The sequence below is a fragment of the Streptomyces sp. NPDC091271 genome, assembly GCF_044757505.1.
Lineage (GTDB): Bacteria > Actinomycetota > Actinomycetes > Streptomycetales > Streptomycetaceae > Streptomyces.
Map to the genome: position 1 here is coordinate 192181 of NZ_JBIVVD010000005.1, position 22956 is coordinate 215136.

Annotated in this window: 22 protein-coding genes; 12 read left to right on the forward strand and 10 right to left on the reverse strand. The window is 70.9% G+C overall.

Annotation, left to right across the window (positions count from 1 at the left end; all coding sequences use genetic code 11):
• Window positions 1-30 precede the first annotated feature (30 nt).
• A complete protein-coding gene (locus tag ACIQM3_RS22040; protein WP_401626807.1) occupies window positions 31-459 on the reverse strand; it encodes a Rieske (2Fe-2S) protein in 429 nt (142 codons plus the stop codon).
• 225 nt (window positions 460-684) lie between these two features.
• The gene (gene uvrA / locus ACIQM3_RS22045) at window positions 685-3708 is read right to left on the reverse strand and encodes an excinuclease ABC subunit UvrA (protein WP_401626809.1); all 3024 of its coding nucleotides are present in this window, start codon (window positions 3706-3708) and stop codon (window positions 685-687) included.
• Window positions 3709-3883: 175 nt separating this feature from the next.
• Between uvrA and ACIQM3_RS22050 the strand changes: the two genes are divergently transcribed.
• Complete coding sequence (locus tag ACIQM3_RS22050; protein WP_401626810.1) at window positions 3884-4573, forward strand: maleylpyruvate isomerase family mycothiol-dependent enzyme; 690 nt, start codon at window positions 3884-3886, stop codon at window positions 4571-4573.
• Between the two features lie 10 nt (window positions 4574-4583).
• On the forward strand, window positions 4584-5240 hold the full coding sequence (locus ACIQM3_RS22055; RefSeq protein WP_401626812.1) for an MBL fold metallo-hydrolase: 657 nt from the start codon (window positions 4584-4586) through the stop codon (window positions 5238-5240).
• Between the two features lie 67 nt (window positions 5241-5307).
• On the opposite strand, the gene ACIQM3_RS22060 is transcribed toward ACIQM3_RS22055, so the two are convergent.
• The 5 genes from ACIQM3_RS22060 to ACIQM3_RS22080 all read right to left on the reverse strand — a co-directional run bounded on the left by ACIQM3_RS22060 (window position 5308) and on the right by ACIQM3_RS22080 (window position 12365).
• Window positions 5308-6303, reverse strand: coding sequence for a TerC family protein (locus tag ACIQM3_RS22060; RefSeq protein WP_401626813.1), 996 nt, complete (start codon window positions 6301-6303; stop codon window positions 5308-5310).
• 265 nt (window positions 6304-6568) lie between these two features.
• Window positions 6569-8503, reverse strand: coding sequence for a TerD family protein (locus ACIQM3_RS22065; RefSeq protein ID WP_401626815.1), 1935 nt, complete (start codon window positions 8501-8503; stop codon window positions 6569-6571).
• 119 nt (window positions 8504-8622) lie between these two features.
• Window positions 8623-9201 carry a TerD family protein gene (locus ACIQM3_RS22070; RefSeq protein WP_362938848.1) on the reverse strand — a complete coding sequence of 193 codons (579 nt, stop codon included), beginning with the start codon at window positions 9199-9201 and terminating at the stop codon, window positions 8623-8625.
• Between the two features lie 131 nt (window positions 9202-9332).
• Window positions 9333-11453, reverse strand: coding sequence for an excinuclease ABC subunit UvrB (gene uvrB / locus ACIQM3_RS22075; protein WP_401626817.1), 2121 nt, complete (start codon window positions 11451-11453; stop codon window positions 9333-9335).
• 39 nt (window positions 11454-11492) lie between these two features.
• Window positions 11493-12365, reverse strand: coding sequence for an MHYT domain-containing protein (locus ACIQM3_RS22080; RefSeq protein ID WP_401626819.1), 873 nt, complete (start codon window positions 12363-12365; stop codon window positions 11493-11495).
• 215 nt (window positions 12366-12580) lie between these two features.
• Between ACIQM3_RS22080 and ACIQM3_RS22085 the strand changes: the two genes are divergently transcribed.
• From ACIQM3_RS22085 to ACIQM3_RS22105, 5 genes are all read left to right on the forward strand, one after another.
• Window positions 12581-13453: a glycerophosphodiester phosphodiesterase gene (locus tag ACIQM3_RS22085; RefSeq protein ID WP_401626821.1), complete on the forward strand. Its 873-nt coding sequence runs from the start codon at window positions 12581-12583 to the stop codon at window positions 13451-13453.
• A gap of 48 nt (window positions 13454-13501) precedes the next feature.
• A complete protein-coding gene (locus ACIQM3_RS22090) occupies window positions 13502-14047 on the forward strand; it encodes a methylated-DNA--[protein]-cysteine S-methyltransferase (protein WP_401626823.1) in 546 nt (181 codons plus the stop codon).
• A gap of 150 nt (window positions 14048-14197) precedes the next feature.
• Window positions 14198-15475 carry an MFS transporter gene (locus ACIQM3_RS22095; protein ID WP_401626825.1) on the forward strand — a complete coding sequence of 426 codons (1278 nt, stop codon included), beginning with the start codon at window positions 14198-14200 and terminating at the stop codon, window positions 15473-15475.
• Window positions 15476-15539: 64 nt separating this feature from the next.
• Window positions 15540-16493 carry a pseudouridine-5'-phosphate glycosidase gene (locus tag ACIQM3_RS22100; RefSeq protein ID WP_401626827.1) on the forward strand — a complete coding sequence of 318 codons (954 nt, stop codon included), beginning with the start codon at window positions 15540-15542 and terminating at the stop codon, window positions 16491-16493.
• Window positions 16490-17419: a carbohydrate kinase family protein gene (locus tag ACIQM3_RS22105; RefSeq protein WP_401626829.1), complete on the forward strand. Its 930-nt coding sequence runs from the start codon at window positions 16490-16492 to the stop codon at window positions 17417-17419. Before ACIQM3_RS22100 ends, ACIQM3_RS22105 begins: the two co-directional genes overlap by 4 nt.
• A gap of 12 nt (window positions 17420-17431) precedes the next feature.
• Here the strand turns inward: ACIQM3_RS22105 and ACIQM3_RS22110 are convergent, their stop codons facing one another.
• Window positions 17432-18073: a uridine kinase gene (locus tag ACIQM3_RS22110; RefSeq protein ID WP_401626831.1), complete on the reverse strand. Its 642-nt coding sequence runs from the start codon at window positions 18071-18073 to the stop codon at window positions 17432-17434.
• A gap of 34 nt (window positions 18074-18107) precedes the next feature.
• Between ACIQM3_RS22110 and ACIQM3_RS22115 the strand changes: the two genes are divergently transcribed.
• Window positions 18108-18473, forward strand: a complete 366-nt coding sequence (locus tag ACIQM3_RS22115; protein WP_401626832.1) for a nuclear transport factor 2 family protein — start codon at window positions 18108-18110, stop codon at window positions 18471-18473.
• 261 nt (window positions 18474-18734) lie between these two features.
• Here the strand turns inward: ACIQM3_RS22115 and ACIQM3_RS22120 are convergent, their stop codons facing one another.
• The gene (locus ACIQM3_RS22120; RefSeq protein ID WP_401626834.1) at window positions 18735-19421 is read right to left on the reverse strand and encodes a winged helix-turn-helix transcriptional regulator; all 687 of its coding nucleotides are present in this window, start codon (window positions 19419-19421) and stop codon (window positions 18735-18737) included.
• Between the two features lie 70 nt (window positions 19422-19491).
• Here ACIQM3_RS22120 and ACIQM3_RS22125 point away from each other — a divergent pair, with 70 nt between their 5' ends.
• The 3 genes from ACIQM3_RS22125 (at window position 19492) to ACIQM3_RS22135 (ending at window position 21943) form a co-directional block, all read left to right on the forward strand.
• Window positions 19492-20703 (forward strand): pyridoxal phosphate-dependent aminotransferase, encoded by a 1212-nt coding sequence (locus tag ACIQM3_RS22125; RefSeq protein ID WP_362938816.1) that lies wholly within the window; start codon window positions 19492-19494, stop codon window positions 20701-20703.
• Entirely contained in the window at window positions 20700-21329 is a 630-nt protein-coding gene (locus tag ACIQM3_RS22130; RefSeq protein WP_401626836.1) for a peptidase, read from the forward strand. Before ACIQM3_RS22125 ends, ACIQM3_RS22130 begins: the two co-directional genes overlap by 4 nt.
• A 113-nt stretch (window positions 21330-21442) precedes the next feature.
• Window positions 21443-21943: a DUF3574 domain-containing protein gene (locus ACIQM3_RS22135; protein ID WP_401626838.1), complete on the forward strand. Its 501-nt coding sequence runs from the start codon at window positions 21443-21445 to the stop codon at window positions 21941-21943.
• A gap of 22 nt (window positions 21944-21965) precedes the next feature.
• Here the strand turns inward: ACIQM3_RS22135 and ACIQM3_RS22140 are convergent, their stop codons facing one another.
• Entirely contained in the window at window positions 21966-22487 is a 522-nt protein-coding gene (locus tag ACIQM3_RS22140) for an HXXEE domain-containing protein (RefSeq protein ID WP_401626840.1), read from the reverse strand.
• Between the two features lie 149 nt (window positions 22488-22636).
• On the opposite strand from ACIQM3_RS22140, the gene ACIQM3_RS22145 reads away from it, so the two are divergent.
• Entirely contained in the window at window positions 22637-22945 is a 309-nt protein-coding gene (locus tag ACIQM3_RS22145; protein ID WP_401626842.1) for a hypothetical protein, read from the forward strand.
• The last annotated feature ends 11 nt before the right edge of the window (window positions 22946-22956 follow it).

Sequence of the window (22956 nt, forward strand, 5' to 3'; positions counted from 1 at the left end):
GGTCCCGGGTGCCTGGGACGGGCGGCCCGGTCAGGCTTCGGGGCCCGCGACGAGCCTTCCGCCCTCGACCTTCAGCGGGACGGAGGGCAGCGGCACGGTGGCGGGGCCCTGCACCGCCTTGCCCGTGGTCATGTCGAAGCGGCTGCCGTGGCAGGGGCAGTTGCCCTCGTTGCCCTCGACCTTGTCCAGGAGGCAGCCCGCGTGGGTGCACTGCGCGCTGAAGGCCTTGTACTCCCCGGCGGCCCGGCAGCTCACGACGACTCGCTGCTCCCGGTAGAGCTTCGCCCCGCCGACCGGGACCTCGTCGGCGGCACCGAGCTCCACGGGCGCGGTGGGCGTGGGCGTCTGCGCGTGGCCGAGCTTCGACTCGGTCGAACAGGCTGCCGCTCCCAGCCCGGCGGCACCGGCGAGAGCGGCGCCCTTCAGAACGGTGCGGCGGGCGGCGGGCAGGCCGGGCATGCGGTCTCCACTGGTCGGGGGGACAGAGAGCCGCCGTCACCGTCCGGGGCACCGGGTGCCACGGACTCCGGGCACGGGCCGCACCTGAAGGCACGGGCGACAGACCCGACGATACCGGCGGAGAACGCCGGCCCTTCGACCGGCCCCGGAGAGCGCGGGCGGGCGAGGTGACTGTCCGGAGGGGGACGGGCCCCACGTGCGGGACCCGCCCCCCTCCGGACGGCGTCAGCCCTTCCGCGCGCGGGCCGCCTTCTTCGCCTTGGACGCCGGCTGCTCGGCCGCCGCCTTTCCCGCCGTCCTGGCCGTGGCGGTCCTGCGGGCCGTGGACGTCTTCGCGGCGACGGCCTTCTTCGCCGGTGCCTTACGGGCCTTCCGGGCCGCGGGCACCGCTGCCTCACCGATCCGGTCCGAGCCCAGGATCTCCTGGAGGAACTTACCGGTGTGGCTGGCCGGTACCGAGGCGATGTGCTCCGGGGTGCCCTCGGCGACGACCAGACCGCCGCCGCTGCCACCCTCGGGCCCCATGTCGACGACCCAGTCGGCGGTCTTGACGACATCGAGGTTGTGCTCGATGACGATCACCGTGTTGCCCTTGTCGACCAGGCCCGAGAGGACCGAGATGAGCTTGCTGATGTCCTCGAAGTGCAGACCGGTCGTCGGCTCGTCCAGAACGTAGACCGTGCGGCCGGTGGAGCGCTTCTGCAGCTCGCTCGCCAGCTTCACCCGCTGGGCCTCACCGCCGGAGAGCGTCGGCGCGGACTGGCCGAGCCGGACGTAGCCGAGGCCGACCTCGTTGAGCGTGCGGAGGTGGCGGGCGATCGTCGGGACGGCCTCGAAGAACTCCAGGCCCTCCTCGATCGGCATGTCCAGCACCTCGGCGATGGACTTGCCCTTGTAGTGGACCTCCAGGGTCTCCCGGTTGTAGCGCGCGCCGTGGCAGACCTCGCACGGGACGTACACATCGGGCAGGAAGTTCATCTCGATCTTGATCGTGCCGTCGCCGGAGCAGTTCTCGCAGCGGCCGCCCTTGACGTTGAAGGAGAAGCGGCCCGGCAGATAGCCGCGCACCTTCGCCTCCATCGTCTCGGCGAACAGCCGGCGCACATGGTCGAAGACTCCGGTGTACGTCGCCGGGTTGGAGCGGGGTGTGCGCCCGATCGGCGACTGGTCGACGTGGACGACCTTGTCGACGAGGTCGTCGCCGTCGACCCGGGTGTGGCGCCCGGGGACCGACTTGGCGCCGTTGAGCTCGCGCGCGAGGTGGGTGTAGAGGATGTCGTTGACCAGGGTCGACTTGCCCGAACCGGAGACGCCGGTGACCGCGGTGAGCACGCCGAGCGGGAAGGAGACGTCGATGTCCTGGAGGTTGTTCTCCCGGGCGCCGTGCACCGTGAGCCGGCGCTTAGGGTCGACGGGACGCCGGATGTCCGGCATCTCGATCTCCCTCTTGCCCGAGAGGTACTGGCCGGTGATCGACTCCTTGTTGGCCAGGAGCTCCTTGAGCGAGCCGGAGTGGACGACCTTGCCGCCGTGCTCACCCGCGCCGGGACCGATGTCCACGACCCAGTCGGCGACCTTGATGGTGTCCTCGTCGTGCTCGACGACGATGAGCGTGTTGCCCATGTCCCGCAGCCGGACCAGGGTCTCGATCAGCCGGTGGTTGTCGCGCTGGTGCAGGCCGATGGACGGCTCGTCCAGCACGTACAGCACGCCGACGAGCCCCGAACCGATCTGGGTGGCGAGCCGGATGCGCTGGGCCTCACCGCCGGACAGGGTGCCCGCGGCGCGGTTCAGCGAGAGGTAGTCGAGGCCGACGTCGACGAGGAACCGCAGCCGCTCGTTGACCTCCTTGAGGACCCGCTCGGCGATCTTCTTGTCACGGGCGTTCAGCTTGAGGCGGCCCAGGAACTCGGCGCACTCGCTGATCGACATCGCGGCGACCTCGGCGATGGACTTCTCCATCACCGTCACCGCGAGGACCAGCGGCTTGAGCCGGGTGCCCTCACAGGTCGGGCAGGCCACCTCGCGCATGTAGCCCTCGAAGCGCTCCCGGCTGGAGTCGCTCTCGGCCTCGGAGTGCCGCCGCTTGACGTACTGGACGGCGCCCTCGAAGCGGGGCGTGGTGTAGGCACGCTCGCGCCCGTACCTGTTGCGGTAGCGGACCTCGGTCTGGATCTTGTGGCCGTGGAGCAGAGCCTTCTTGGCGCGCTGCGGCAGTCCGGCCCAGGGGATGTCCGTACGGAATCCGAGGGCGTCGGCCAGCGCGGTGATCTGGCGCCCGAAGTACTCCTTGGTGTGGCCGTGCGACCAGGGGTGGATCGCGCCCTCGTCCAGGGACTTATCCTCGTCCGGGACGATCAGCTCCGGGTCGACCTCCATGCGCGTACCGATGCCCGTGCAGTCGGGGCAGGCGCCGAAGGGAGAGTTGAAGGAGAAGGAGCGGGGCTCCAGCTCCTCGAAGGAGAGGTCGTCGTACGGGCAGTAGAGGTGCTCGGAGTACATCCGCTCACGCTCGGGGTCGTCCGCCTCGAGGTCGACGAAGTCGAGCACGACCATGCCGCCGGAGAGGCCCAGCGCCGTCTCGACGGAGTCGGTCAGCCGGCGCTTGGCGCTGTCCTTCACCGTGAGGCGGTCGATGACCACCTCGATGGTGTGCTTCTCCTGCTTCTTCAGCGTGGGCGGCTCGGACAGCTGGATCGTCTCGCCGTCGACCCGGGCCCTGCTGTAGCCCTTGGTCTGGAGGTCGGCGAAGAGGTCGACGAACTCCCCCTTGCGCTCGCGCACCAGCGGGGAGAGCACCTGGAAGCGGCTGCCCTCGGGGAGGCCGAGCACCTTGTCGACGATGGCCTGCGGCGACTGGCGCGCGATGGGCCTTCCGCACTCGGGGCAGTGCGGCTTGCCGATCCTGGCGAAGAGCAGCCGGAGGTAGTCGTAGACCTCGGTGATGGTGCCGACCGTCGAGCGCGGGTTGCGCGAGGTCGACTTCTGGTCGATGGAGACGGCGGGCGAGAGGCCTTCGATGAAGTCCACGTCCGGCTTGTCCATCTGGCCGAGGAACTGCCGGGCGTACGAGGAGAGGGACTCCACGTAGCGCCGCTGGCCCTCGGCGAAGATCGTGTCGAACGCGAGCGAGGACTTGCCCGATCCGGAGAGCCCGGTGAAGACGATGAGGGAGTCACGGGGGAGATCGAGCGAGACGTTCTTCAGGTTGTGCTCGCGCGCGCCACGGACGATGAGACGGTCGGCCACGCCGGTCCGCACCTTTCTGGAGAGAAGTGGGGGAACTGAGCCCCTGTCCCAGGGTATGGGGGGCGCCACAGCGATGTACGAAGCTTTCGACTCCGAGCGTATAGCACGCGCATTCGATTTACGGCCGACCGAAGACTCCATCACCCGAATGAGTGGCGGGGTCTACGCTCGGTCCATGACTGATCATGCGCGCGACCTGGAAGCTGTACGTGAAGCGACCGATCGGCTGCTCAGCGCCACGGGCAAGATGGACGACGGCGCCGTTGCCGAGCCGTCGCGCCTGCCGGGCTGGAGCCGCGGCCATGTTCTTGCCCACCTGTCACGTAACGCCGAAGCCCTCGTAAATGTTCTCCAAGAGCGCCCCATGTACGCGAACAGCGAAACCCGGGACGCCGACATCGAACGCGACGCCCCTCGCCCGGTGGCCGAACACCTCGCTGACCTGCGTGCGAGCGGAGCGGCCTTCCTCGCCGCCACCGAGGCGCCGGCCGACTGGTCACGCACGGTCACGTTGCGCAACGGTGTGACGGACTCCGCCTCGCGGATCCCCTTCCGCCGCCGGGTCGAGGTCGAGCTGCATCACGTCGACCTGGGGGTGGGATACGAGCTGGAGGATCTGCCGGAGGAGTTCGTGACCCGGGAGAACGACTTCCTGGCGGAACGGTTCGCCGGGCATCCCGATGTCGTCCCCACGACGGCCGTCGCCCCGGACGGCCGGCTGTGGACCACGGGCGGCGGCGCCGACGGCACTCCGGTCACCGTCCGCGGCACGGCACCCGGCATCCTCGGCTGGCTCTGCGGACGCCGTGACGGCTCCGCGCTCACGGTGGAAGGCGGCAGCCTTCCCGCGCTGCCGCCGCTATAGGCTGCGTCACATGACGTACAGCGGAACGGTCAAGGTCGGCGGAGCTGCGGATGTGCACGAGCTGACGGATCTGATGATCTCCAAGGTCGCCGTCGGACCGATGAACAACAACGCGTATCTGCTGCGCTGCCGGGCCACCGGCGAGCAGCTCCTGATCGACGCGGCCGCCGAGGCCGGGACACTGCTGCGGCTGATCGGCGAGGACGGCATCGCGTCCGTCGTCACGACGCACCGGCACGGCGACCACTGGCAGGCGCTCGCCGAGGTGGTGGCGGCCACCGGAGCACGGACGTACGCCGGGGCATACGACGCCGAGGGCATCCCCGTCCCGACCGACGAGCTCGTGGAGGACGACGGCACGATCCGGGTGGGCCGGGTCTCGCTCACCGCCAGGCATCTCACCGGTCACACCCCGGGGTCCATCGCTCTGGTGTACGACGACCCGCACGGTGCGCCGCACGTGTTCACCGGGGACTGTCTCTTCCCCGGCGGCGTAGGCAATACGCACAAGGACCCGGAGGCGTTCGCGAGCCTGCTGCACGACGTGGAGACCAAGCTCTTCGACCGGCTCCCGGACGAGACATGGGTCTATCCGGGGCACGGTCACGACACCACGCTCGGTGCCGAGCGCCCGCACCTGCCGGAGTGGCGCGAGCGCGGCTGGTGAAACGCTGAACGCCGGACGGCCGGGTGCCCCTTCATGGGGACCCGGCCGTCGGTGTGTGCGTCAGGCGCTACTTCTCCGCGCCGACGTTCTCGCTGTCGTCCTTCTTCTCGGCCTCCCGTGCCGCCTGCTTCTTGTTGGCGATCAGGCTGGTGACCGTGGTGACCACCAGGACGAGGCAGATGAAGGAGAGTGAGAACGGGATGGAGATCTCCGGGACGTGCACCCCGGACTCGTGCAGGGCGTGCAGCACCAGCTTGACGCCGATGAACCCGAGGATCACCGAGAGCCCGTAGCTGAGGTGGACCAGCTTCTTCAGCAGACCGCCGATGAGGAAGTACAGCTGACGCAGGCCCATCAGGGCGAAGGCGTTCGCGGTGAAGACGATGTACGGGTCCTGGGTCAGACCGAAGATCGCCGGGATCGAGTCCAGCGCGAACAGCACATCGGTGGTGCCGATGGCGAGCATGACCACCATCAGGGGGGTCATGACGCGCTTGCCGTTGTTCCGGATGAAGAGCTTCGTCCCGTGGTACTTGTCGGCGACACCGAAACGGTGCTCGATCGACTTCAGGAGACGGTTCTCCTCCCAGTCCTCCTCGTCCTCGTCGGCCCGCGCCTCCTGGATCAGCTTCCAGGCGGTGTAGATCAGGAACGCGCCGAAGATGTAGAAGATCCACGAGAAGTTCGCGATGACCGCGGCACCGGCCGCGATGAAGATCGCACGCAGCACCAGGGCGATCAGCACACCGATGAGCAGCACCCGCTGCTGGAGATGGCTGGGCACCGAGAACTTCGCCATGATCAGGACGAAGACGAAGAGGTTGTCGACACTGAGCGACTTCTCGGTGATGAAGCCGGCGAAGAATTCGCCCGAGGCCTGGCTCTCGCCGAAGACCAGCAGGCCGAGCCCGAAGAGGCCGGCCAGGGCGATCCAGACGATGGTCCAGATCCCGGCTTCCTTGGTCGACACGTCATGGGGCTTGCGCCCGATGAAGAAGTCGACGGAGATGAGGGCGACGAGACCGAGAATGGTCAGCGTCCAAAGAGTCCATGAAACGTCCACTGCGCCTCCGGCAGTTCGCTACGGCTATAGATCAGCGTCGTCGCTGCCGGAGGTCTCTTCCACCCGGGAGCGCGGGATGCGCGCCGGGCCGACGCCCCGGGACCGGTCACAGTCCGTACTGACGGGAACGCCGCGATCGGGAGTACTCCCCTCCGCACCAAGAACAGTACATGAAGCACCAAGAAACGGTAAAGTCCGCACCAAGGTGTGATCAAAACGCCAGGTCAGAAGGCACGTGCGGGTAGTTGACCTACCGTCATCCGGCTCAGCGGTGACCGCTTCGCCGCGCCGCGGCCACCAGCGCTAGCACCTGCTCCAGGACGCGGCTGCCCTGCGGCGCCCTCAGCGGCTCGTACGTCCACGCGTGGCCCACCCAGGGGTCGGCGAGGTGGTCGTCGGCCACGGGGGTGATCCGCAGCAGGGAACGCCACAGCGGGTCGAGCACCGGGCCGTAGGCGCGGGCGTCCTCGCGGTCGGCCACCATCAGCAGGTGCACGCCCACCGAAGGCCCCTCGTCGGCCAGATAGCGCAGCTGGGTGACGGCCCTGTCGTCGAAGCCGTGCGGGAAGTCGTTGACGATCAGCAGGTGCTCCCCCGTGTCGAGGTCCGGGGGCAGCGCGTCCGCCGCGCCGGCCCTGATCGCCATCTGCACCAGATCGACGCGCCGGGTGAGGTGGGCGAGGGCCGAGGACACGCCTTCCGCTCCGGCGGCGGGCGGGCCGGCGAGAACCCCTGAGGCGACCAGAGGGGAGAGGGGACCCGCGGCGGAACCGGCCGGATCGATCACGTGTACGGAGAATTCGTCCGCGGGGTAGACCGCGAGCAGCCGCGCGGCCAGGGCGACCGCGGTCTCCATGGCCAGCGTGCGCAGCTGGTCCCCCGTCGCCGCGGCAGCCGCCTCGGAGGCCGTACGTCCGCTGTCGACCCAGATCCCGCGCTCCAGGGGCAGCCGCACCAGCAGCGGGATGCGCAGGCCGATGCCCTCGGGCAGATGGAGGTCGCCGATACGCAGGGCCATCGGGATCTCCATGGGGACGCGGTAGCCGTGCCAGACGGGGTTGCCCCAGGCCGCATAGGCGGCGGGGAGGGCCGGTTCGACGACGGCGGACTCGGCGGCGAGCTGGGCGAGATCGCGCTCGAGCGCCTCGCGTGCCCGGCCGGAGAGTTCGTCGTGCTTGGCCCGGGCCTCCTCGCGGGCCCGGTCGCCGGCACCACCGATGCGGCTGCGCGGGTCGGAAAGCGTCCGGTCGAGCTCCTGGTCCATCCGGGACTCGGCGAAGTCGACGGCGCTCCGGTAGGCGGCGACCGCGCGGGCCAGGTCCTCGAACATGCCCCAGATCTGGTTGTAGAGGCGCTCGTCCATGGACCAGCCGGTGGCGTCGCCGGCGACGGGCTGCACGGGCTGTCCCGGGGCGGCGGGAGGGGCCGCGGGGGGCGGCGGGGGCGGCGCCGAGGTCTGACGCCGCGGGTGCGCGTAGTCGACGGGACCGCCAGGTGCGTCGGTGTGCGGGGGCGCGGGCTCTGTCTGCGGCTCAGGGATCCGCGCCGAGGCGGGCGGCCTGCCGCCGCCTCCGGTGGCCGCGGGGCCCGCCGGGTAGCGTACGCGCTCGCCCTCGGGAGCGCGGGGCGGCGGGGGCACGGAGCGGGCGAGCCCGGAGGCGACCGCCTCCTGGATGGACGCGGCCAGCTCCGCCGCCTCGGCCACCCCCTGGTCGGCGAGCATCTCGGCGAGCCCCGCGGCATAGCCCTGGCCGACGGCGCGGACCTTCCAGACCCCCTGGCGGCGGTAGAGCTCCAGTGCCGACACGGCGGACTCGGTGTCCAGACCGGTGAGGGTGAACGTGGCGATCTCGGTGCCGTCGAGTCCGGTGACGGCGACGAAGGGGGCGGCCACCGCGCCGAACCTGCCCGGCCGCCCGGCTCCGATGGGCAGGGCGAGGAGCACGGTGACGCGGTGCACCGTTTCGGGCAGGGCGTCCAGGTCCACGGCCAGCCGGTGGTCGGCCGCGGCCTGCCGGGACACCTCGAGTCCGGGCACCCGGTGCGACGCGGGGTGGGCGATCCACTCGGCGCCCCGGACGGTGCCCCGCTCGTCCCCGAGCGTGGCCCCGGCCACGACGGGTGAGCCCGCCGACACCCTGATCTCCAGACGGGTCTGGGGCAAGATGTGGTTCTGCCCCCGGACCAGCTCGGCCGTCATGCCCTGTCCCCTCGACGTTCGGTGTGGTGCCCTGCCATGGGCGCAGCTCCCGGCGGCGGTGCCTCCGGGAGCTGCTCGTACGGATCTGCGGGCCGGGTGCCGCCCGCGCCCTGCCGCGTCTACAGGTGCGGCAGGATCGCGGGCATCAGGTCCTGGAACGTACGGCCGTTGGCCGGGTTGCCGAGGGCGGTCATCTGCCATCCGCTGCCCGCGCGGTGCACCTTGGCCATGATCTGCGCCGTGTACTGCCCGCCGCCGTCCAGCGTGTAGCGGGCGAGCTCCTGGCCGTTGGTCTCGTCGACGATGCGACAGAAGGCGTGTCGCACCTCCTGGAACGTCTGGCCGGTGAACGAGTTCACCGTGAAGACGATCTGGTCGATGTGGACCGGGACCCGCTGCAGGTCGACGAGGATCGCCTCGTCGTCGCCGCCCGAGCCGGCTCCGCCGACCAGGTTGTCGCCGGTGTGCTTGACCGAACCGTCGTCGCTGACGAGGTGGCGGAAGAACACGACGTCCACGGGCTGCTTGTCGGCGAAGAGCACCGCCGAGGCGTCCAGGTCGATCTCACGGGTACGCGAGCCGAACAGCCCTCGGCGCGGAGCCGCCTGCCAGCCGAGCCCCATCCGTACCGCGGTCAGGGTCCCCCCGTCGCTCTTCTGCAGGCTGATGGCCTGGCCCTTGGTCATGTTGACCGTCACGCGCTGTCCCCTCTCCGCTTGCCCCGCAACCCTCGGTGTGCGGTTTCCGAGCACCCTACGCAGTCCCCGCAGGCGGGAAGAGTCGTGGGACGTTTTTGTGTCGGTCCTGCAACACTGCGGGCCCCACGGGGTCAGGCCAGCCCCGCCTCCCTCATCTGACGCAGCTCCTTCTTCAGCTCCCCCACCTCGTCACGCAGCCGTGCCGCCACCTCGAACTGCAGGTCGGCGGCGGCCGCACGCATGCGGTCCGTCATCTCCTCGATGATCCCCGCGAGCTCGGCGGCGGGCCGGTCGGTGACCACCGCGCCGTCCTTCTTCGCCTTGCCCCCGGCGGCCGCCTTGCCGCCCAGCGAGGGGACGGGTGCCTTGGTGTCCTTGGCCTGCCGGTAGCCGGTGCCGAGGAGCTGCTCGGTGTCGACCTCCTCGCGGGCGATGGACGCGACGATGTCGTTGATCTTCTTGCGGAGCGGCTGCGGGTCGACCCCACGCTCGGTGTTGTAGGCGATCTGCTTCTCACGGCGACGGTTGGTCTCGTCGATGGCCTGCGCCATCGCCGGGGTGACCTTGTCGGCGTACATGTGGACCTGCCCCGAGACGTTACGGGCGGCACGGCCGATGGTCTGGATCAGGGACGTGCCGGAGCGCAGGAAGCCCTGCTTGTCGGCGTCGAGGATGGCCACGAGCGACACCTCGGGCAGGTCGAGGCCCTCACGCAGGAGGTTGATGCCGACCAGGACGTCGTACTCGCCGGAGCGCAGCTCGCGCAGCAGCTCGATCCGGCGCAGCGTGTCGACGTCGCTGTGGAGGTAGCGGACCTGGATGCCCAGCTCCAGGAAGTAGTCCGTGAGGTCCTCGGACATCTTCTTGGTGAGGGTGGTGACCAGGACGCGCTCGTCCTTCTCGGTCCGCTTGCGGATCTCGTGGACCAGGTCGTCGATCTGGCCCTCGGTGGGCTTGACGACGACCTCCGGGTCGACGAGCCCGGTGGGCCGGATGATCTGCTCGACGAAGCCGTCGCCCCGGGACATCTCGTACTTCCCGGGTGTGGCGGAGAGATAGACCGTCTGGTCGATCCGGCCCAGGAACTCCTCCCACTTCAGCGGACGGTTGTCCAGGGCGGAGGGCAGCCGGAAACCGTGGTCGACGAGGGTCCGCTTGCGGGAGGCGTCGCCCTCGTACATCGCGCCGATCTGCGGCACGGTGACGTGCGACTCGTCCAGGACGAGGAGGAAGTCCTCGGGGAAGTAGTCGAGGAGGGTGTTTGGGGCGGTGCCTGGAGAGCGGCCGTCGAAGTGCATCGAGTAGTTCTCGACGCCGGAGCAGGTGCCGATCTGCCGGAGCATCTCGATGTCGTACGTGGTGCGCATGCGCAGTCGCTGGGCCTCCAGCAACTTGCCCTGCTTCTCCAGCTCGGCGAGGCGCTGCTCCAGCTCCTGCTCGATGCCGCTGACCGCCTTCTCCATGCGCTCGGGGCCCGCCACGTAGTGGCTGGCGGGGAAGACGTGGAGCGAGGTGTCCTCGCTGATGACCTCACCGGTCAGGGGGTGGAGGGTCGAGAGCGCCTCGATCTCGTCGCCGAACATCTCGATACGGACGGCGAGCTCCTCGTACACCGGGAAGATCTCGATGGTGTCGCCGCGGACGCGGAAGGTGCCGCGGGTGAACGCGAGGTCGTTGCGCGTGTACTGGATCTCGACGAAGCGGCGCAGCAGCTGGTCACGGTCGATCTCGTCGCCGACCTTGAGCTGGACCATCCGGTCCACGTACTCCTGCGGGGTGCCAAGGCCGTAGATGCAGGAGACCGAGGCGACCACCACGACGTCGCGCCGGGTGAGCAGCGAATTCGTGGCGGAGTGGCGCAGCCGCTCGACCTCCTCGTTGATCGAGGAGTCCTTCTCGATGTAGGTGTCCGACTGCGGGACGTACGCCTCGGGCTGGTAGTAGTCGTAGTACGAGACGAAGTACTCCACGGCGTTGTTCGGGAGGAGCTCGCGGAACTCGTTCGCCAGCTGGGCGGCCAGCGTCTTGTTCGGTGCCATCACCAGGGTGGGGCGCTGAAGCTTCTCGATCATCCAGGCGGTCGTCGCCGACTTGCCCGTGCCGGTCGCGCCGAGCAGGACGACGTCCTTCTCACCTGCGCGGACACGCCGGTCCAGCTCGGCGATGGCCGCCGGCTGGTCACCGCTGGGCTGGTAGGGACTGACGACCTCGAAAGGCGCCACCGAACGTTCGATCTTCGAGACTGGCCGCATGCAACCACCGTACGACCCCCCACTGACAACGGCGGGGGATCAGCGGTTCCACGGCTGCCGGGACGCCTTGCGGGCGGTGGTCGCGTAGGGCGGTGTGTGCCGTCGCTGGGCCGGGATCGCGGTCACCGGGCCCCCGCCCCGTGCCGCCTGTCCCGACGGTCGCCGGGCTTCTTCGGGGCCGCCGGAAACCACCAGGGGGTCGATCATCACGACCACGGCGGCGAGCAGGAGGAAGCAGCCCGGTCCGATCATCATCGGCAGGAGCAGCGAGGTGGGCGCCTCGCCGGGCGGTCCCGGTACGGCGTCGGGGTGCAGGTGCACCTGGAGCGCGGCCATCCCCGTGTAGTGCATCCCGCTCACGGCCACGCCCATGACCACGCTGGCGCCCAGGCTGGGGAGGAAACCGTGGATGGAGACGGCCGCCCAGAGCGCGGCGGTCGCGGCCACCACGGCGATGACGACGGAGAGCGCGACGGTGAGGGTGTCGTACTCGAACAGTCCCTCGAAGTTCATTCCGGCCATGCCGAGGTAGTGCATGGAGGCGACCCCGAGACCGGTGATCGTCCCGCCCGTGACCAGCGCCATCCGGGTGGCGCCCCGGTAGCCGACCAGGAAGATGCCGACCCCGACCATCCCGACGCCCACGGCGAGACTGGCGTAGGTGAGGGGTCTGTCGTAGCTCACCGGCGCTTCCCGGACGGTGAAGCCCAGCATCGCGATGAAGTGCATCGTCCAGATGCCGGACCCTATGGAGGTGGCGCCGAGTGCCAGCCAGCCGGCTCTGGACGCTCCACGGGTGCGCAGGGACCGCGTGGTGCACCGAAGACCGAGCGCGGCACCGAGACATGCCATGAGGAACGCCGTGACAGGCGTCACGAGGCCGTAGGTGAATCCGTCAACTGTGCCCTGCATGCTGGTACGCCCTTCGCGGTGTGCCCGGGTTCGGGGGTGACCCTAAAGGGCAAGGCCCGGCAAGCAAACATAAGAGCGGCATTTTATCCGCCTGTGGGCCCTCCGCGGACTCGGCGCCCACTATTCCGTTCACAACATGGCCATCATCCTCCTCCCCTCCGTTGGGGATCTGATGCGAGTCTCTGCCTGACCGCATCTCTACGCGAGGAGCACACGTGTCCGTACGCACAGCAACCGCCTCCGGTGCCGCCGCCGCCATGCTCGGCGCCTGCGTCCTGCTGCCCGCCACCCAGGCCCAGGCCTCGGGCGCGCAGGACAGCCCGGTCGTCTACGCCCACCGGGGCGCTTCCGCCTACGCCCCGGAGAACACCCTGGCCGCCGTGGACGCTGCCGACGACCTGGGCATCGCGTGGGTGGAGAACGACGTCCAGCTCACCAAGGACGGCGTGCTGGTCGTCGTGCACGACACCACCCTGAACCGGACCACCGACGCCGAGGAGGTCTTCCCCGACCGCGCGCCCTGGGCGGTCAAGGACTTCACCGCGGCGGAGATCGCGAAGCTGGACGCCGGCAGCTGGTTCGGCGCAGGCTTCGCGGGCGCCCGGGTGCCGACGCTCAGCCAGTACCTGCACCGTGTCGAGCGCAACCGCCAGAAGCTGCTCCTGGAGATCAAGAGCCCGGAGATCTACCCGGGCATCGAGAAGGAGACCCTGCGCGTCCTGCGCAAGGAGGGATGGCTCGACCGCTCCCACGTCAAGCGCAAACTGGTCATCCAGAGCTTCGGTGCAGAGAGTGTGAAAACTGTTCATGTTCAGCGCCCGGACGTCGTCACGGGGTTCCTGGGCACCCCGGCGGTGGCCGACCTGCCGTCGTACGCGGCGTTCACCGACCAGATCAATCCGTCGTACACGACGATCGGCGCCGACTACGTCGCCGCGGTGCAGAAGCTGAAGGGCGCCCACGGCAAGCCCCTCCAGGTCAACACCTGGACCGTCAACGACGCGGCGAAGGCCGCCGAGGTGGCCGGCTTCGGCGTGGACGGCATCATCACCAACAACCCCGACATCGTCCGGGACGCCACCCGCTGAGCGGCTGACGGGACGGCACTGTCGGTGGCCGGCCGTACGGTGGGTCGCATGGAGAGCAGCGAGCACGTCGTGGAGTGGTCCGTCGTGCCGAGCGACATCGGCCCGCTCCTGCTGGCCGCGACCCGCTCCGGCCTGGTGACCGTGGTCTTCCACGCGCGCCCGGCGGTCCGGGACAAGGTGCTGGGGCGGCTGCGGACACGGCTGGGCGCGGAGCCCGTGGAAGCCCCGGACTCCGCGCTGCTGGCCGAGCCGGCGCGTCAGCTCGCGGCGTACTTCGCCGGAGGGCTGCGGGAGTTCTCGCTCGAGCTGGACTGGTCGCTGAGCTCCGGCTTCCACCGTGCGGTGCTCACCGAGCTGGCGTCCGGCGTGCCCTACGGCACGGTCGTGGGCTACGGGGACCTGGCGAGCCGGGTCGGCCAGCCGGGCGCCGCCCAGGCCGTGGGGGCGGCCATGGGCTCCAACCCGCTGCCGGTCGTGGTGCCGTGCCACCGCGTGGTGGAGAGCGACGGAGGGCTCGGCGGGTTCGGCGGCGGGCTGGAGACGAAGCGGCAGCTGCTGGCCCTGGAGGGCATACTCCCGCAGCCGTTGTTCTGAAGCCGTCCGTCCCGCCCCGTAGAGACGATCACCACGTCGTCCTTCGCCGAAGGGCACATCACCGCGTCGTGCCGCGCTCCGTCGCTTCGTATCGACCGTGTCCGTCACGCCATGTCGCACGGAGGTACGAGCTGGCACACTGCGGCGGTAATGACAGCTCTCCCCGGACTCCGGATCACAGCCACCGAGCTGCCGGCCCTGCGGCGCCGGATATCCGCCGTACTCGTCGGCAGCCAGATACTCGGCGGTCTCGGCGTGGCCGTCGGTATAGCGCTCGCCCCGGTCCTGGCGGCCGAGGTCAGTGGTTCCGAAGCCCTGTCGGGGCTCGCGCCGACCGCCTCCGTGACGGGCACCGCACTGCTGTCGCTGCCGCTGGCCGCTCTGATGACCTCGCGGGGCAGGCGCGCCGGGCTCGTCCTGGCCTACCTGATCGGGGCGTCCGGAGCCTTCCTCGTGGTGACCGCTGCCGTCGTGGGCAGCTTTCCGCTGCTGCTGCTCGGCATGGCCGGCTTCGGCGCCGGCTCGTCGGCCAATCTCCAGGCGCGGTTCGCGGCGGCCGACCTCGCGGAGCCGGAGCGGCGCGGCCGGGCGATCTCCACCGTCATCTGGGCCACCACGATCGGTTCGGTGCTCGGCCCGAACATCGCCGCTCCCGCGAGCCGGGTGTTCCGGGGCACCTTCGTGCCCGAGACGGCGGGCCCGTTCGCCTGGGCCGCCGTCATCTTCCTGCTCACCGGGGCCGTGGTCGCCGTGCTGCTGCGCCCCGACCCGCTGCTGACCGCGCGGGCGCTCGCCTCCGAGGACACGGCCGACACGGCGAGCCGGTCGCTGCGGGCGGGGATCGCGGCGGTGCGGGCGTCCCCGATGGCCCGGCTGGCTCTCGTGACGGTCGCCGTGTCCCACACCGTGATGGTCTCCGTCATGGTCATGACCCCTGTCCACCTGGGGCACCACGGCGCGGACATCCAGCTGATCGGCCTGGTCATCAGCGGACACATCGCCGGCATGTACGCGCTGTCCCCCGTCATGGGCTGGCTCTCCGACCGGGTCGGCCGGCTCTCCGTCATCGGGCTGGCCGCCGGACTGCTCTGCTGCGCGGCGGTGTCGGCCGGTACGTCGGGTGACGGGCACATCCGGACGGCCGCGGGCCTGTTCGTCCTGGGGCTCGGCTGGTCGGCGGGCCTGGTAGCGGGCTCGGCCCTGCTCACCGACTCCGTACCGCAGGCGGCACGGGCCGCCGTGCAAGGACTCTCCGACCTCACGATGAACACGGCGGCCGGCATCGGCGGCGCCGTCGCCGGAGTGATCGTCTCGCGGCTGGGCTACGGCTGGCTGAACGCGGTCGCCGCCTGCCTCCTCCTGCCGATGGCCGCGCTCGCGCTGCGCAGAGCGGTGGCCCGGCCGGCCCCGGATTCCGCGAAGGCCTGACCGCCCGCTCGACAACCGGGCCGTCGCGGGTTTGCGGCGCCCGGGCCCGCGACAGAGATGGGGCATGCCTCAGAATCCATCGGCACCCCTGTCGCAGGAACCCGGCCGCAGCACCCCCGTACTCTCCGGAGAGGTGCGGGAGGCCCTGGAAGAGCAACGTCCCGTGGTCGCCCTGGAGTCGACGATCATCGCGCACGGGCTGCCGCGCCCCCGCAATCTCGACGTCGCCCAGGAGCTGGAGGAGCTGGTGCGGAAGGCGGGCGCCGTCCCCGCCACGGTCGCCGTGCTGGACGGCCGTGCACATGTGGGTCTGGACGGCGCCCAGCTGGAGCGGGTCGCCGGGGCCCCGGACATACGCAAGCTGGGCCACCGTGATCTCGCGCCCGCGCTGGCCCTGGGCGCGAGCGGCGCCACCACCGTGTCCGCCACCGCCTTCCTCGCGGCGCGGGCCGGTCTGAGCGTCTTCGCGACCGGCGGGCTCGGCGGCGTACACCGCGGGTGGACACAGACCCAGGACGAGTCCGCGGACCTCCGGCTGCTCGCCCGGACCGGCATCACGGTGGTGTGCGCGGGCGTGAAGTCCATCCTGGACGTACCCGCCACACTTCAGCGCCTGGAGACCCTCGGTGTCGGCGTGCTGGGCTACGGGACGGAGTACTTCCCCGGCTTCTACCTGAGCAGTTCCGGCGAGCGGGTCGACTGGACCGTCCGTACACCGGAGGACGTCGCGCAGGTGATGCGGGCCGGGGAGCGGCTGGGAGGCCCGCCTGCGGCACTGATCGTCGCCAACCCCGTAGCGGAGGACGAGCAGTTGGACCCGGCGGTGCACGACCGGGTGCTCGCCGGGGCCCTGGACGCATGCCGGGCACGGGGGGTCACGGGGCAGGCGGTCACCCCGTTCCTGCTGGAGTATCTGATGCGGGAGACCGGCGGGGCGTCCCTGGAGGCCAATCTCGCCGCCGTACGCGGGAACGTGACGCTGGCAGCGCGGATCGCCGTGGCCGCGGCCGGCCGGTGAGCGGGACCGGCCGCGCGGTGGCCGGGGGCGCGGTGGCCGGAGGCGGTCTGCTCGTGGTCGGGGAGGTGGTCACCGACGTGGTCGTACGGCACGCCTCCGCACCGCTGCACGGCACGGACACGCCCGCGCGAATCTCCACACTGCCGGGCGGTGCGGGGGCCAACGTGGCCTGCTGGGCGGCGCGTTCGGGCTGCCGGGAAGTCCGGCTGCTCGCCCGGGCCGGGGCGGAATCCGCGGCCTGGCACCGCGACGCGCTGCGTCGGGCCGGAGTGCGCCCCCTGCTGTGCGTGGACGAGGACGCCGCGACCGGCACGGTGGTGGCCCTGGTCGACTCCTCGGCCGAACGCACCTTCCTCACCGACAGCGGGGCGGTCCTGCGCCTCTCGCCCGGCGACTGGTCGCCTTCGCTGCTCGACGGTGCCGCCCGGCTCCATCTGTCGGGCTACCTCCTCTTCGGGCCGACGAGCCGGGCGACGGCGGCACTGGCGCTGCGCGAGGCCCGGCGGCGGGGTGTCCCGGTGAGCGTGGATCCGGCTTCGGCCGGATTCCTCGCCGCGCTGGGCGCCGCCGCGTTCCTGGACCTGGTCGAGGGGGTCGATCTGCTGCTGCCCAACGCGGACGAGGCACGCGAGCTGACGGGGCTGCCGGAGCCCTCGGACGCCGCGGCCAAGCTGAGCCGTCATGTGGGCCGGGTCGCCGTCACGCTCGGGGACCGGGGCGTGCTGTTGGCGGCCGACGGCACGGTGACCGCGCGTGTGCCCGCCGGGGAGGTCAGCGCCCCGGTCGACTCGACAGGCGCGGGGGACGCGTTCACCGGCGGCTTCCTCGCGGCCCTCATCGACGGTGCGGACGAGGTCTCGGCGGCCGCGGCGGGCTGCCGGGCAGGGGCCGAAGCGGTCGCGACGGTCGGGGGCCGCCCGGCGTGACGCCCCCTCGCTTCAACCGGCGAGCCCCGTCCAGGCGGGGTGGTGCGGGTCGTCGGCCCGCACGACGGCGTCCGCGCGGTCGTACGGGCCGACCTCGTCCTCGTACCGCGCGAAGGCGGGCAGAGTCCACCGCTCGCTCTCTCGCGTACGCCGTCGCAGCGCTCCCGGCGAGAGACTCAGATGCACTCCGAGGTCGAACGGGAACCAGTGCCCGAGGAGCAGCGGCCCGTGCAGGATCAGTACCCCTCCTTCGGGCAGCACCTGGTACGGACTGCGGGTCGCCCGGTCCGTCGCGGGATTCCAGAGATCGGGCAGGACCCGTCCGCTGCCACCGGCCTCGAGCGGGCGGAACACCTCGCGCCACAGCGCCCCGGTGTCGAACCAGGTGTCGGCGTACGAGTCCGGGTCCTCCTTGCCGTATTCGTAGCGCAGGCTCGCCGGGCGCAGGAAGCCTCCCGTGGAGACGGTGAGCACCGGGCGCCCGCGGGCCCGCAGTGCCTCGGCGAGGTGGGCGGCGGCCTCCTCGGGGCGGGCGGCGGGAGCACCGTCGACGCCGATCCTCAGCCAGGACCCGCCGTCGGCCGGTTCGAGTCCGTCGGCATGGGCGGCGAGGGCGCGGGCCAGCCGTTCCCAGGTAATGGGTTCAAAGTGCACGCATCCATCATCGCCCTGTCGCATCATCATCCGTATGGATCTCGCATATGCCCGCCGGTTCGCGTCCCGGTGGCAGGACGACTGGAACTCCCATGATCTGGACCGCATCCTCGCCCATTACCACGAGGACGTGACCTTCAGCTCACCGATGATCACCCGGCTGACGGGCTCCCCGGCCGGGACACTGCACGGCAAGGCGGCGCTGCGCGCGTACTGGGCCGCCGGGTTGGAGAAGATCCCCGACCTGGAGTTCGAGGTGATGGACGTGCGCGCGGGAGTCGACGCGCTGGTGATCGACTACCGCAACCAGATCGGCGGCCGGGTGTACGAGGTGCTGACCTTCCGGGACGGGCTCGTCGTCTCCGGTTTCGGAGCGTACGGGGAGACGGCCGCCGTCTGACGGACGGCTCGGGGTGTACGGGGCCTCCAGCTTGCCCTCGGACGTGCCCACGGCGACGACCGTGCCGCTCACGCCGCTGCCCGGTGTCGCGACCGCCGCCGCCGGCACGAGGCCGGGCGCCGCGGGCATGACCTTGCGCAGGTCGTCCGCTTCTTCGCGCCGACCGTGCCACCGGACTCCATGACCGACTCCCTCAGCGTCCGGGACCATCGAACACGGCCACGCCACGCGCGAGTTGGCCTGGAGGCGCCGACGGGGCGGTCAGCAGCCGCCACGGAGTTCGACGGCGAGCGGGCTCTCGCCCAGGACCTCGGCCCGGCCCTCCTCGACCGCCTCGGCGAGGGTGCTCCCACCGCGCCCGATGGCCAGGACGGCTTCCGCGTCCAACACGAGGCACGCGTCCGGGGCGTCGGCGGGGCCGTAGCCGTACACCTCGCCTCCCGTCGTCTCCGCACCGGCGCGGAGGTGGAAATCACCCTCGGCGAGCCGGACTTCGATGACTCCGCTGTGGGTGAGGCCGTCCAGGGCCCGCAGCAGAGGCAGGGCGAACCAGTGGGCCCTGACCGCGTCCGTGGGCCGGCGTTCACCGAGCACGGGCGCGCCCCACCCGGCAAGCGCGGTGAGGACCGGGAGCAGTCCGCGCCCGTGCTCGGTCAGTTCGTAGACGGCGACGGCCGCCGGGGGCGGCAGACGGCGGCGCACGGCCAGGCCGCCCTGCTCCATGTCCTTGAGCCGGGAGGCCAGCACATCCGTGCTCACTCCCGGCAGATCGGCGTGCAGGTCCGTGTAGCGGCGCGGCCCGGCCAGCAGTTCACGGACGATCAGCAGGGTCCACCGGTCGCCGACGGAGTCGAGGGCACGGGCGGTGGCGCAGAACTGGTCGTAGCTCCGGCGGCGGACGGGACGTGCGGGCTGCTGCTGACGTGGCATGCGACGCAGTCTAGACATGTTGTTGGACTTTCCAAGCCCGAGCTTGGTAAAACCAAGTAACGCATATTCAGGGTCGGGGAGGCACCGCATGGAGTTCCGGCAGTCCAGCAAGCTGAACGAGGTCTGTTACGAGATCCGGGGCCCGGTCATCGAGCAGGCCAACGCCCTGGAGGAGGCGGGCCACAGCGTGCTCCGCCTCAACACGGGCAATCCGGCGCTGTTCGGGTTCGAGGCCCCCGAGGAGATCGTCCAGGACATGATCCGGATGCTCCCTCAGGCGCACGGCTACACCGACTCGCGCGGCATCCTGTCCGCGCGCCGGGCCGTCGCGCAGCGCTATCAGGCGATGGGACTGGCCGATGTCGACGTGGACGACATCTTCCTCGGCAACGGGGTCTCCGAGCTGATCTCCATGGCCGTTCAGGGGCTGCTGGAGGACGGCGACGAGATCCTGATCCCGAGCCCCGACTATCCGCTGTGGACCGCCGTCACCACACTCGCGGGCGGCAGGGCCGTGCACTACACCTGTGACGAAGGAGCGGACTGGAACCCCGACCTCGCCGACATGGCCTCGAAGATCACCGACCGTACCCGGGCCATGGTGATCATCAACCCGAACAACCCGACGGGCGCCGTCTACTCCCGCGAAGTCCTCGACGGCATGCTCGACCTGGCGCGCCGGCACGGGCTGATGGTGTTCGCCGACGAGATCTACGACCAGATCCTGTACGACGGTGCCGAGCACCACAGCGTGGCGGTGCTGGCTCCCGACCTGCTCTGCCTCACCTTCAGCGGGCTGTCCAAGACGTACCGTGTGGCGGGGTTCCGCTCCGGCTGGATGGTGGTGTCGGGCCCGCAGCAGCACGCCCGCAGCTATCTGGAGGGGCTCACCATGCTCGCCTCCATGCGGCTCTGCCCCAACGCCCCGGCGCAGTACGCGATCCAGGCGGCACTCGGCGGCCGGCAGTCGATCCGGGAACTCGTCGCCCCGGGCGGCAGGCTCCACGAGCAGCGCGACCGGGCCTGGGAGCGCCTCAACGAGATCCCAGGGGTGTCCTGCGTGAAGCCGAAGGGTGCGCTGTACGCCTTCCCACGCATCGACCCGAAGGTCCACCACATCGTCGACGACGAACGGTTCGTCCTGGACCTGCTGCTGCGGGAGAAGATCCAGGTGGTGCAGGGCACCGGCTTCAACTGGCCGCGCCCGGACCACTTCCGCATCCTCACCCTCCCGCACGCCGACGACCTGGACGCCGCGATCAGCCGCATCGGCCGCTTCCTGAACGGATACCGCCAGTGACCTGTACGACCTGCCGGACGCGCGTGCACACGCAGTTCGCCTCGCCGGGTCTGGTGGAGGCGATCGTGGAAGGCGGGCTCGATCCGGCCGAGGACCCCCGCTGGGCGGACTCGGGCGCCGCGTCGGTCTCCGAGTACGCGCGCTGGGCAGGCCATCTGTGCGGTATGGCCTGCCTGCGCATGGCGCTCGGCACCGGTGCGCCGCCGCTGTTCGCCCTCCGGGACGGGGCGTTGAAGTACGACGCGTACACGGAGGACGCCGACGGGGTGATCAAGGGGCTGGTCTATGCCCCCTTCGCCCGGTACGTGTCCGAGGTCCACGGTCTCGAGGCGGTCGTCCACCGGGACCTCTCCCCCGCCGGCATCCTGGAGCTGCTGGACGAGGGCCGAAGGGTGATGGCCTCCGTGCACTACGGGATCCGGCACCCGGAGCAGCCGGCTCCTGGGCGCGGTGGCCATCTGGTGCTGCTGACCTCCCGGACGGCGGACGGGGCCGGTGTCCACTTCCACAACCCGTCGGGGACGTCGGCCGCGACCCGTGCGGCCGGCCTTCCGCTGCCGGTCTTCGAGCGCTTCTTCGCAGGCCGCGGGGTCTCCCTCCCCGGCGCCGCGGCAACAGGCGCGTAGCTGCTCACCATTACGGGTGGTTCGGCCTCGATCAGGATGTCCCGCCGCTTGGGCGCGGCGCCCTCGTGCCACGGTGGGCGCCGACCTCGTCCGACCGTTCATGGGAGAGCACCTTGCCGCGTCCGAGCACACAGCCCGAGCCGCGTCCGAAGCGTCCCGGCAGGCGCACCGCGCTCACCGCGGCCGTCGCGGCCGCCGCCGTGCTGGCCGGAGGGACACCGATCGCGTACGCCACCCTCGGCGACGAAGTCCCCGCGGCAGCGGCCGCGCCCGCCGCACGGGGCACGGCCCATGTGGAGACCCGCCTGTTCTTCGGCACGGAACGCCCTGACGGTGGGCCCGATGTGACGGGTGAGCAGTTCCGGTCGTTCATCGACCGCACGGTCACGCCCGCCTTCCCGGCCGGACTCACGGTCCAGGAGGGCCGGGGGCAGTGGCGCGACTCCAACGGGGTGATCGAGCGGGAGCGTTCGTACGAACTGATCCTGCTGTACCCGGCGTCGGAGGCCCGCCTGCGCGACCCGCAGATCGAGCGGATCCGCACCGCGTACGAGAAGGCCTACGCACAGGACTCGGTGGCCCGGCTCGACGAACGCACTCTCGCCGACTTCTGAGAGCCGGACGCTCCGTTCCCGTTCAGCGCCTGCTCAGCAGACGGGCGAGCCCCTGCACCCCACCGGCGGCGACCGGGAACAGAGCCAGGCCCGCGGCGGCCGAACGTCCTCCCCCGACGGGCACACCGGCCGCCGCCAGCCGTCGCACGGCCCAGACCGAGTACGGAATGACGACCAGCGGGGCGGTGACGACACCCGGGGTGTAGCCGCGGTACGCCGCGGACTGGGCGAGGTGGACCGCTCCGTGCAGCCCGAACCCGAACAGGACAGTACCGAAGAAGCGGCTGCGGCCTCCCGTGCGCGCACCGTCGGCCGACGCCGCGGCGACCACCCCGGCCATCAGGCCGATGGCGGTGTTCACCTCGCGCTGCGAGAGGTCCATCCGCCGCCACACCGCGTCCGGCACGCGCGGGAAGCGCTCCTGCAGACGGGGCCGGGCCGTCGCGGCCCATCGGGCCATGGTGGCCAGTTCCTCCGCGTCGTGCACCGCCCATGCGGCGAACAGCCCCCAGGTCACCGCGCCTGACACCGGTATCCCGGCCATGTCCGCCCCCTTGTCGGTAGGTGACGCGACGTCGCGTCACCTGCCGACCTTAGGCCGGGCCGTCGTCGTCCTGCCGGTGTTCGCTACTGTTCCGCAGCCGGGTTCACGGACCGGCGCTCACGGACGGACACGAGCAGGGAGCAATCGACATGGGCGCGGCGATACGCCACTTCACCGCCATCGACCCCGGGAACCAGGTGTTCACGGTGAACATCGAGCGTGACTTCCGGTACGACCCGTACCGCGATTTCCTCGTCTGCGCGCACTGCGACTGGTCCCCGTCGCTGCTGACCACGCAGCGGATCGACGCCATGGCCTGGGAGCATCTGGCCGATGCGCACGACGCCTCCCGCGGGCGGACCGATCAGGAGAACGAGTCCTTCCGCAAGGCGCGCTGGGTGGTGCTCCCGCTGTGCGCGGTCCTGATCATCGCCCTGCTGGTGTACCTGCAGAGCTGACGCGGCTGCCG

Excerpts from the sequence above, each read along its gene's own strand:
- ACIQM3_RS22040 (WP_401626807.1), bottom strand. The coding sequence starts at position 459 with ATGCCCGGCCTGCCCGCCGCCCGCCGCACCGTTCTGAAGGGCGCCGCT.
- ACIQM3_RS22050 (WP_401626810.1), top strand. The coding sequence starts at position 3,884 with ATGACTGATCATGCGCGCGACCTGGAAGCTGTACGTGAAGCGACCGAT.
- ACIQM3_RS22055 (WP_401626812.1), top strand. The coding sequence starts at position 4,584 with ATGACGTACAGCGGAACGGTCAAGGTCGGCGGAGCTGCGGATGTGCAC.
- ACIQM3_RS22065 (WP_401626815.1), bottom strand. The coding sequence starts at position 8,503 with ATGACGGCCGAGCTGGTCCGGGGGCAGAACCACATCTTGCCCCAGACC.
- uvrB (WP_401626817.1), bottom strand. The coding sequence starts at position 11,453 with ATGCGGCCAGTCTCGAAGATCGAACGTTCGGTGGCGCCTTTCGAGGTC.
- ACIQM3_RS22080 (WP_401626819.1), bottom strand. The coding sequence starts at position 12,365 with ATGCAGGGCACAGTTGACGGATTCACCTACGGCCTCGTGACGCCTGTC.
- ACIQM3_RS22090 (WP_401626823.1), top strand. The coding sequence starts at position 13,502 with ATGGAGAGCAGCGAGCACGTCGTGGAGTGGTCCGTCGTGCCGAGCGAC.
- ACIQM3_RS22095 (WP_401626825.1), top strand. The coding sequence starts at position 14,198 with ATGACAGCTCTCCCCGGACTCCGGATCACAGCCACCGAGCTGCCGGCC.
- ACIQM3_RS22100 (WP_401626827.1), top strand. The coding sequence starts at position 15,540 with ATGCCTCAGAATCCATCGGCACCCCTGTCGCAGGAACCCGGCCGCAGC.
- ACIQM3_RS22115 (WP_401626832.1), top strand. The coding sequence starts at position 18,108 with ATGGATCTCGCATATGCCCGCCGGTTCGCGTCCCGGTGGCAGGACGAC.
- ACIQM3_RS22120 (WP_401626834.1), bottom strand. The coding sequence starts at position 19,421 with ATGTCTAGACTGCGTCGCATGCCACGTCAGCAGCAGCCCGCACGTCCC.
- ACIQM3_RS22125 (WP_362938816.1), top strand. The coding sequence starts at position 19,492 with ATGGAGTTCCGGCAGTCCAGCAAGCTGAACGAGGTCTGTTACGAGATC.
- ACIQM3_RS22140 (WP_401626840.1), bottom strand. The coding sequence starts at position 22,487 with ATGGCCGGGATACCGGTGTCAGGCGCGGTGACCTGGGGGCTGTTCGCC.
- ACIQM3_RS22145 (WP_401626842.1), top strand. The coding sequence starts at position 22,637 with ATGGGCGCGGCGATACGCCACTTCACCGCCATCGACCCCGGGAACCAG.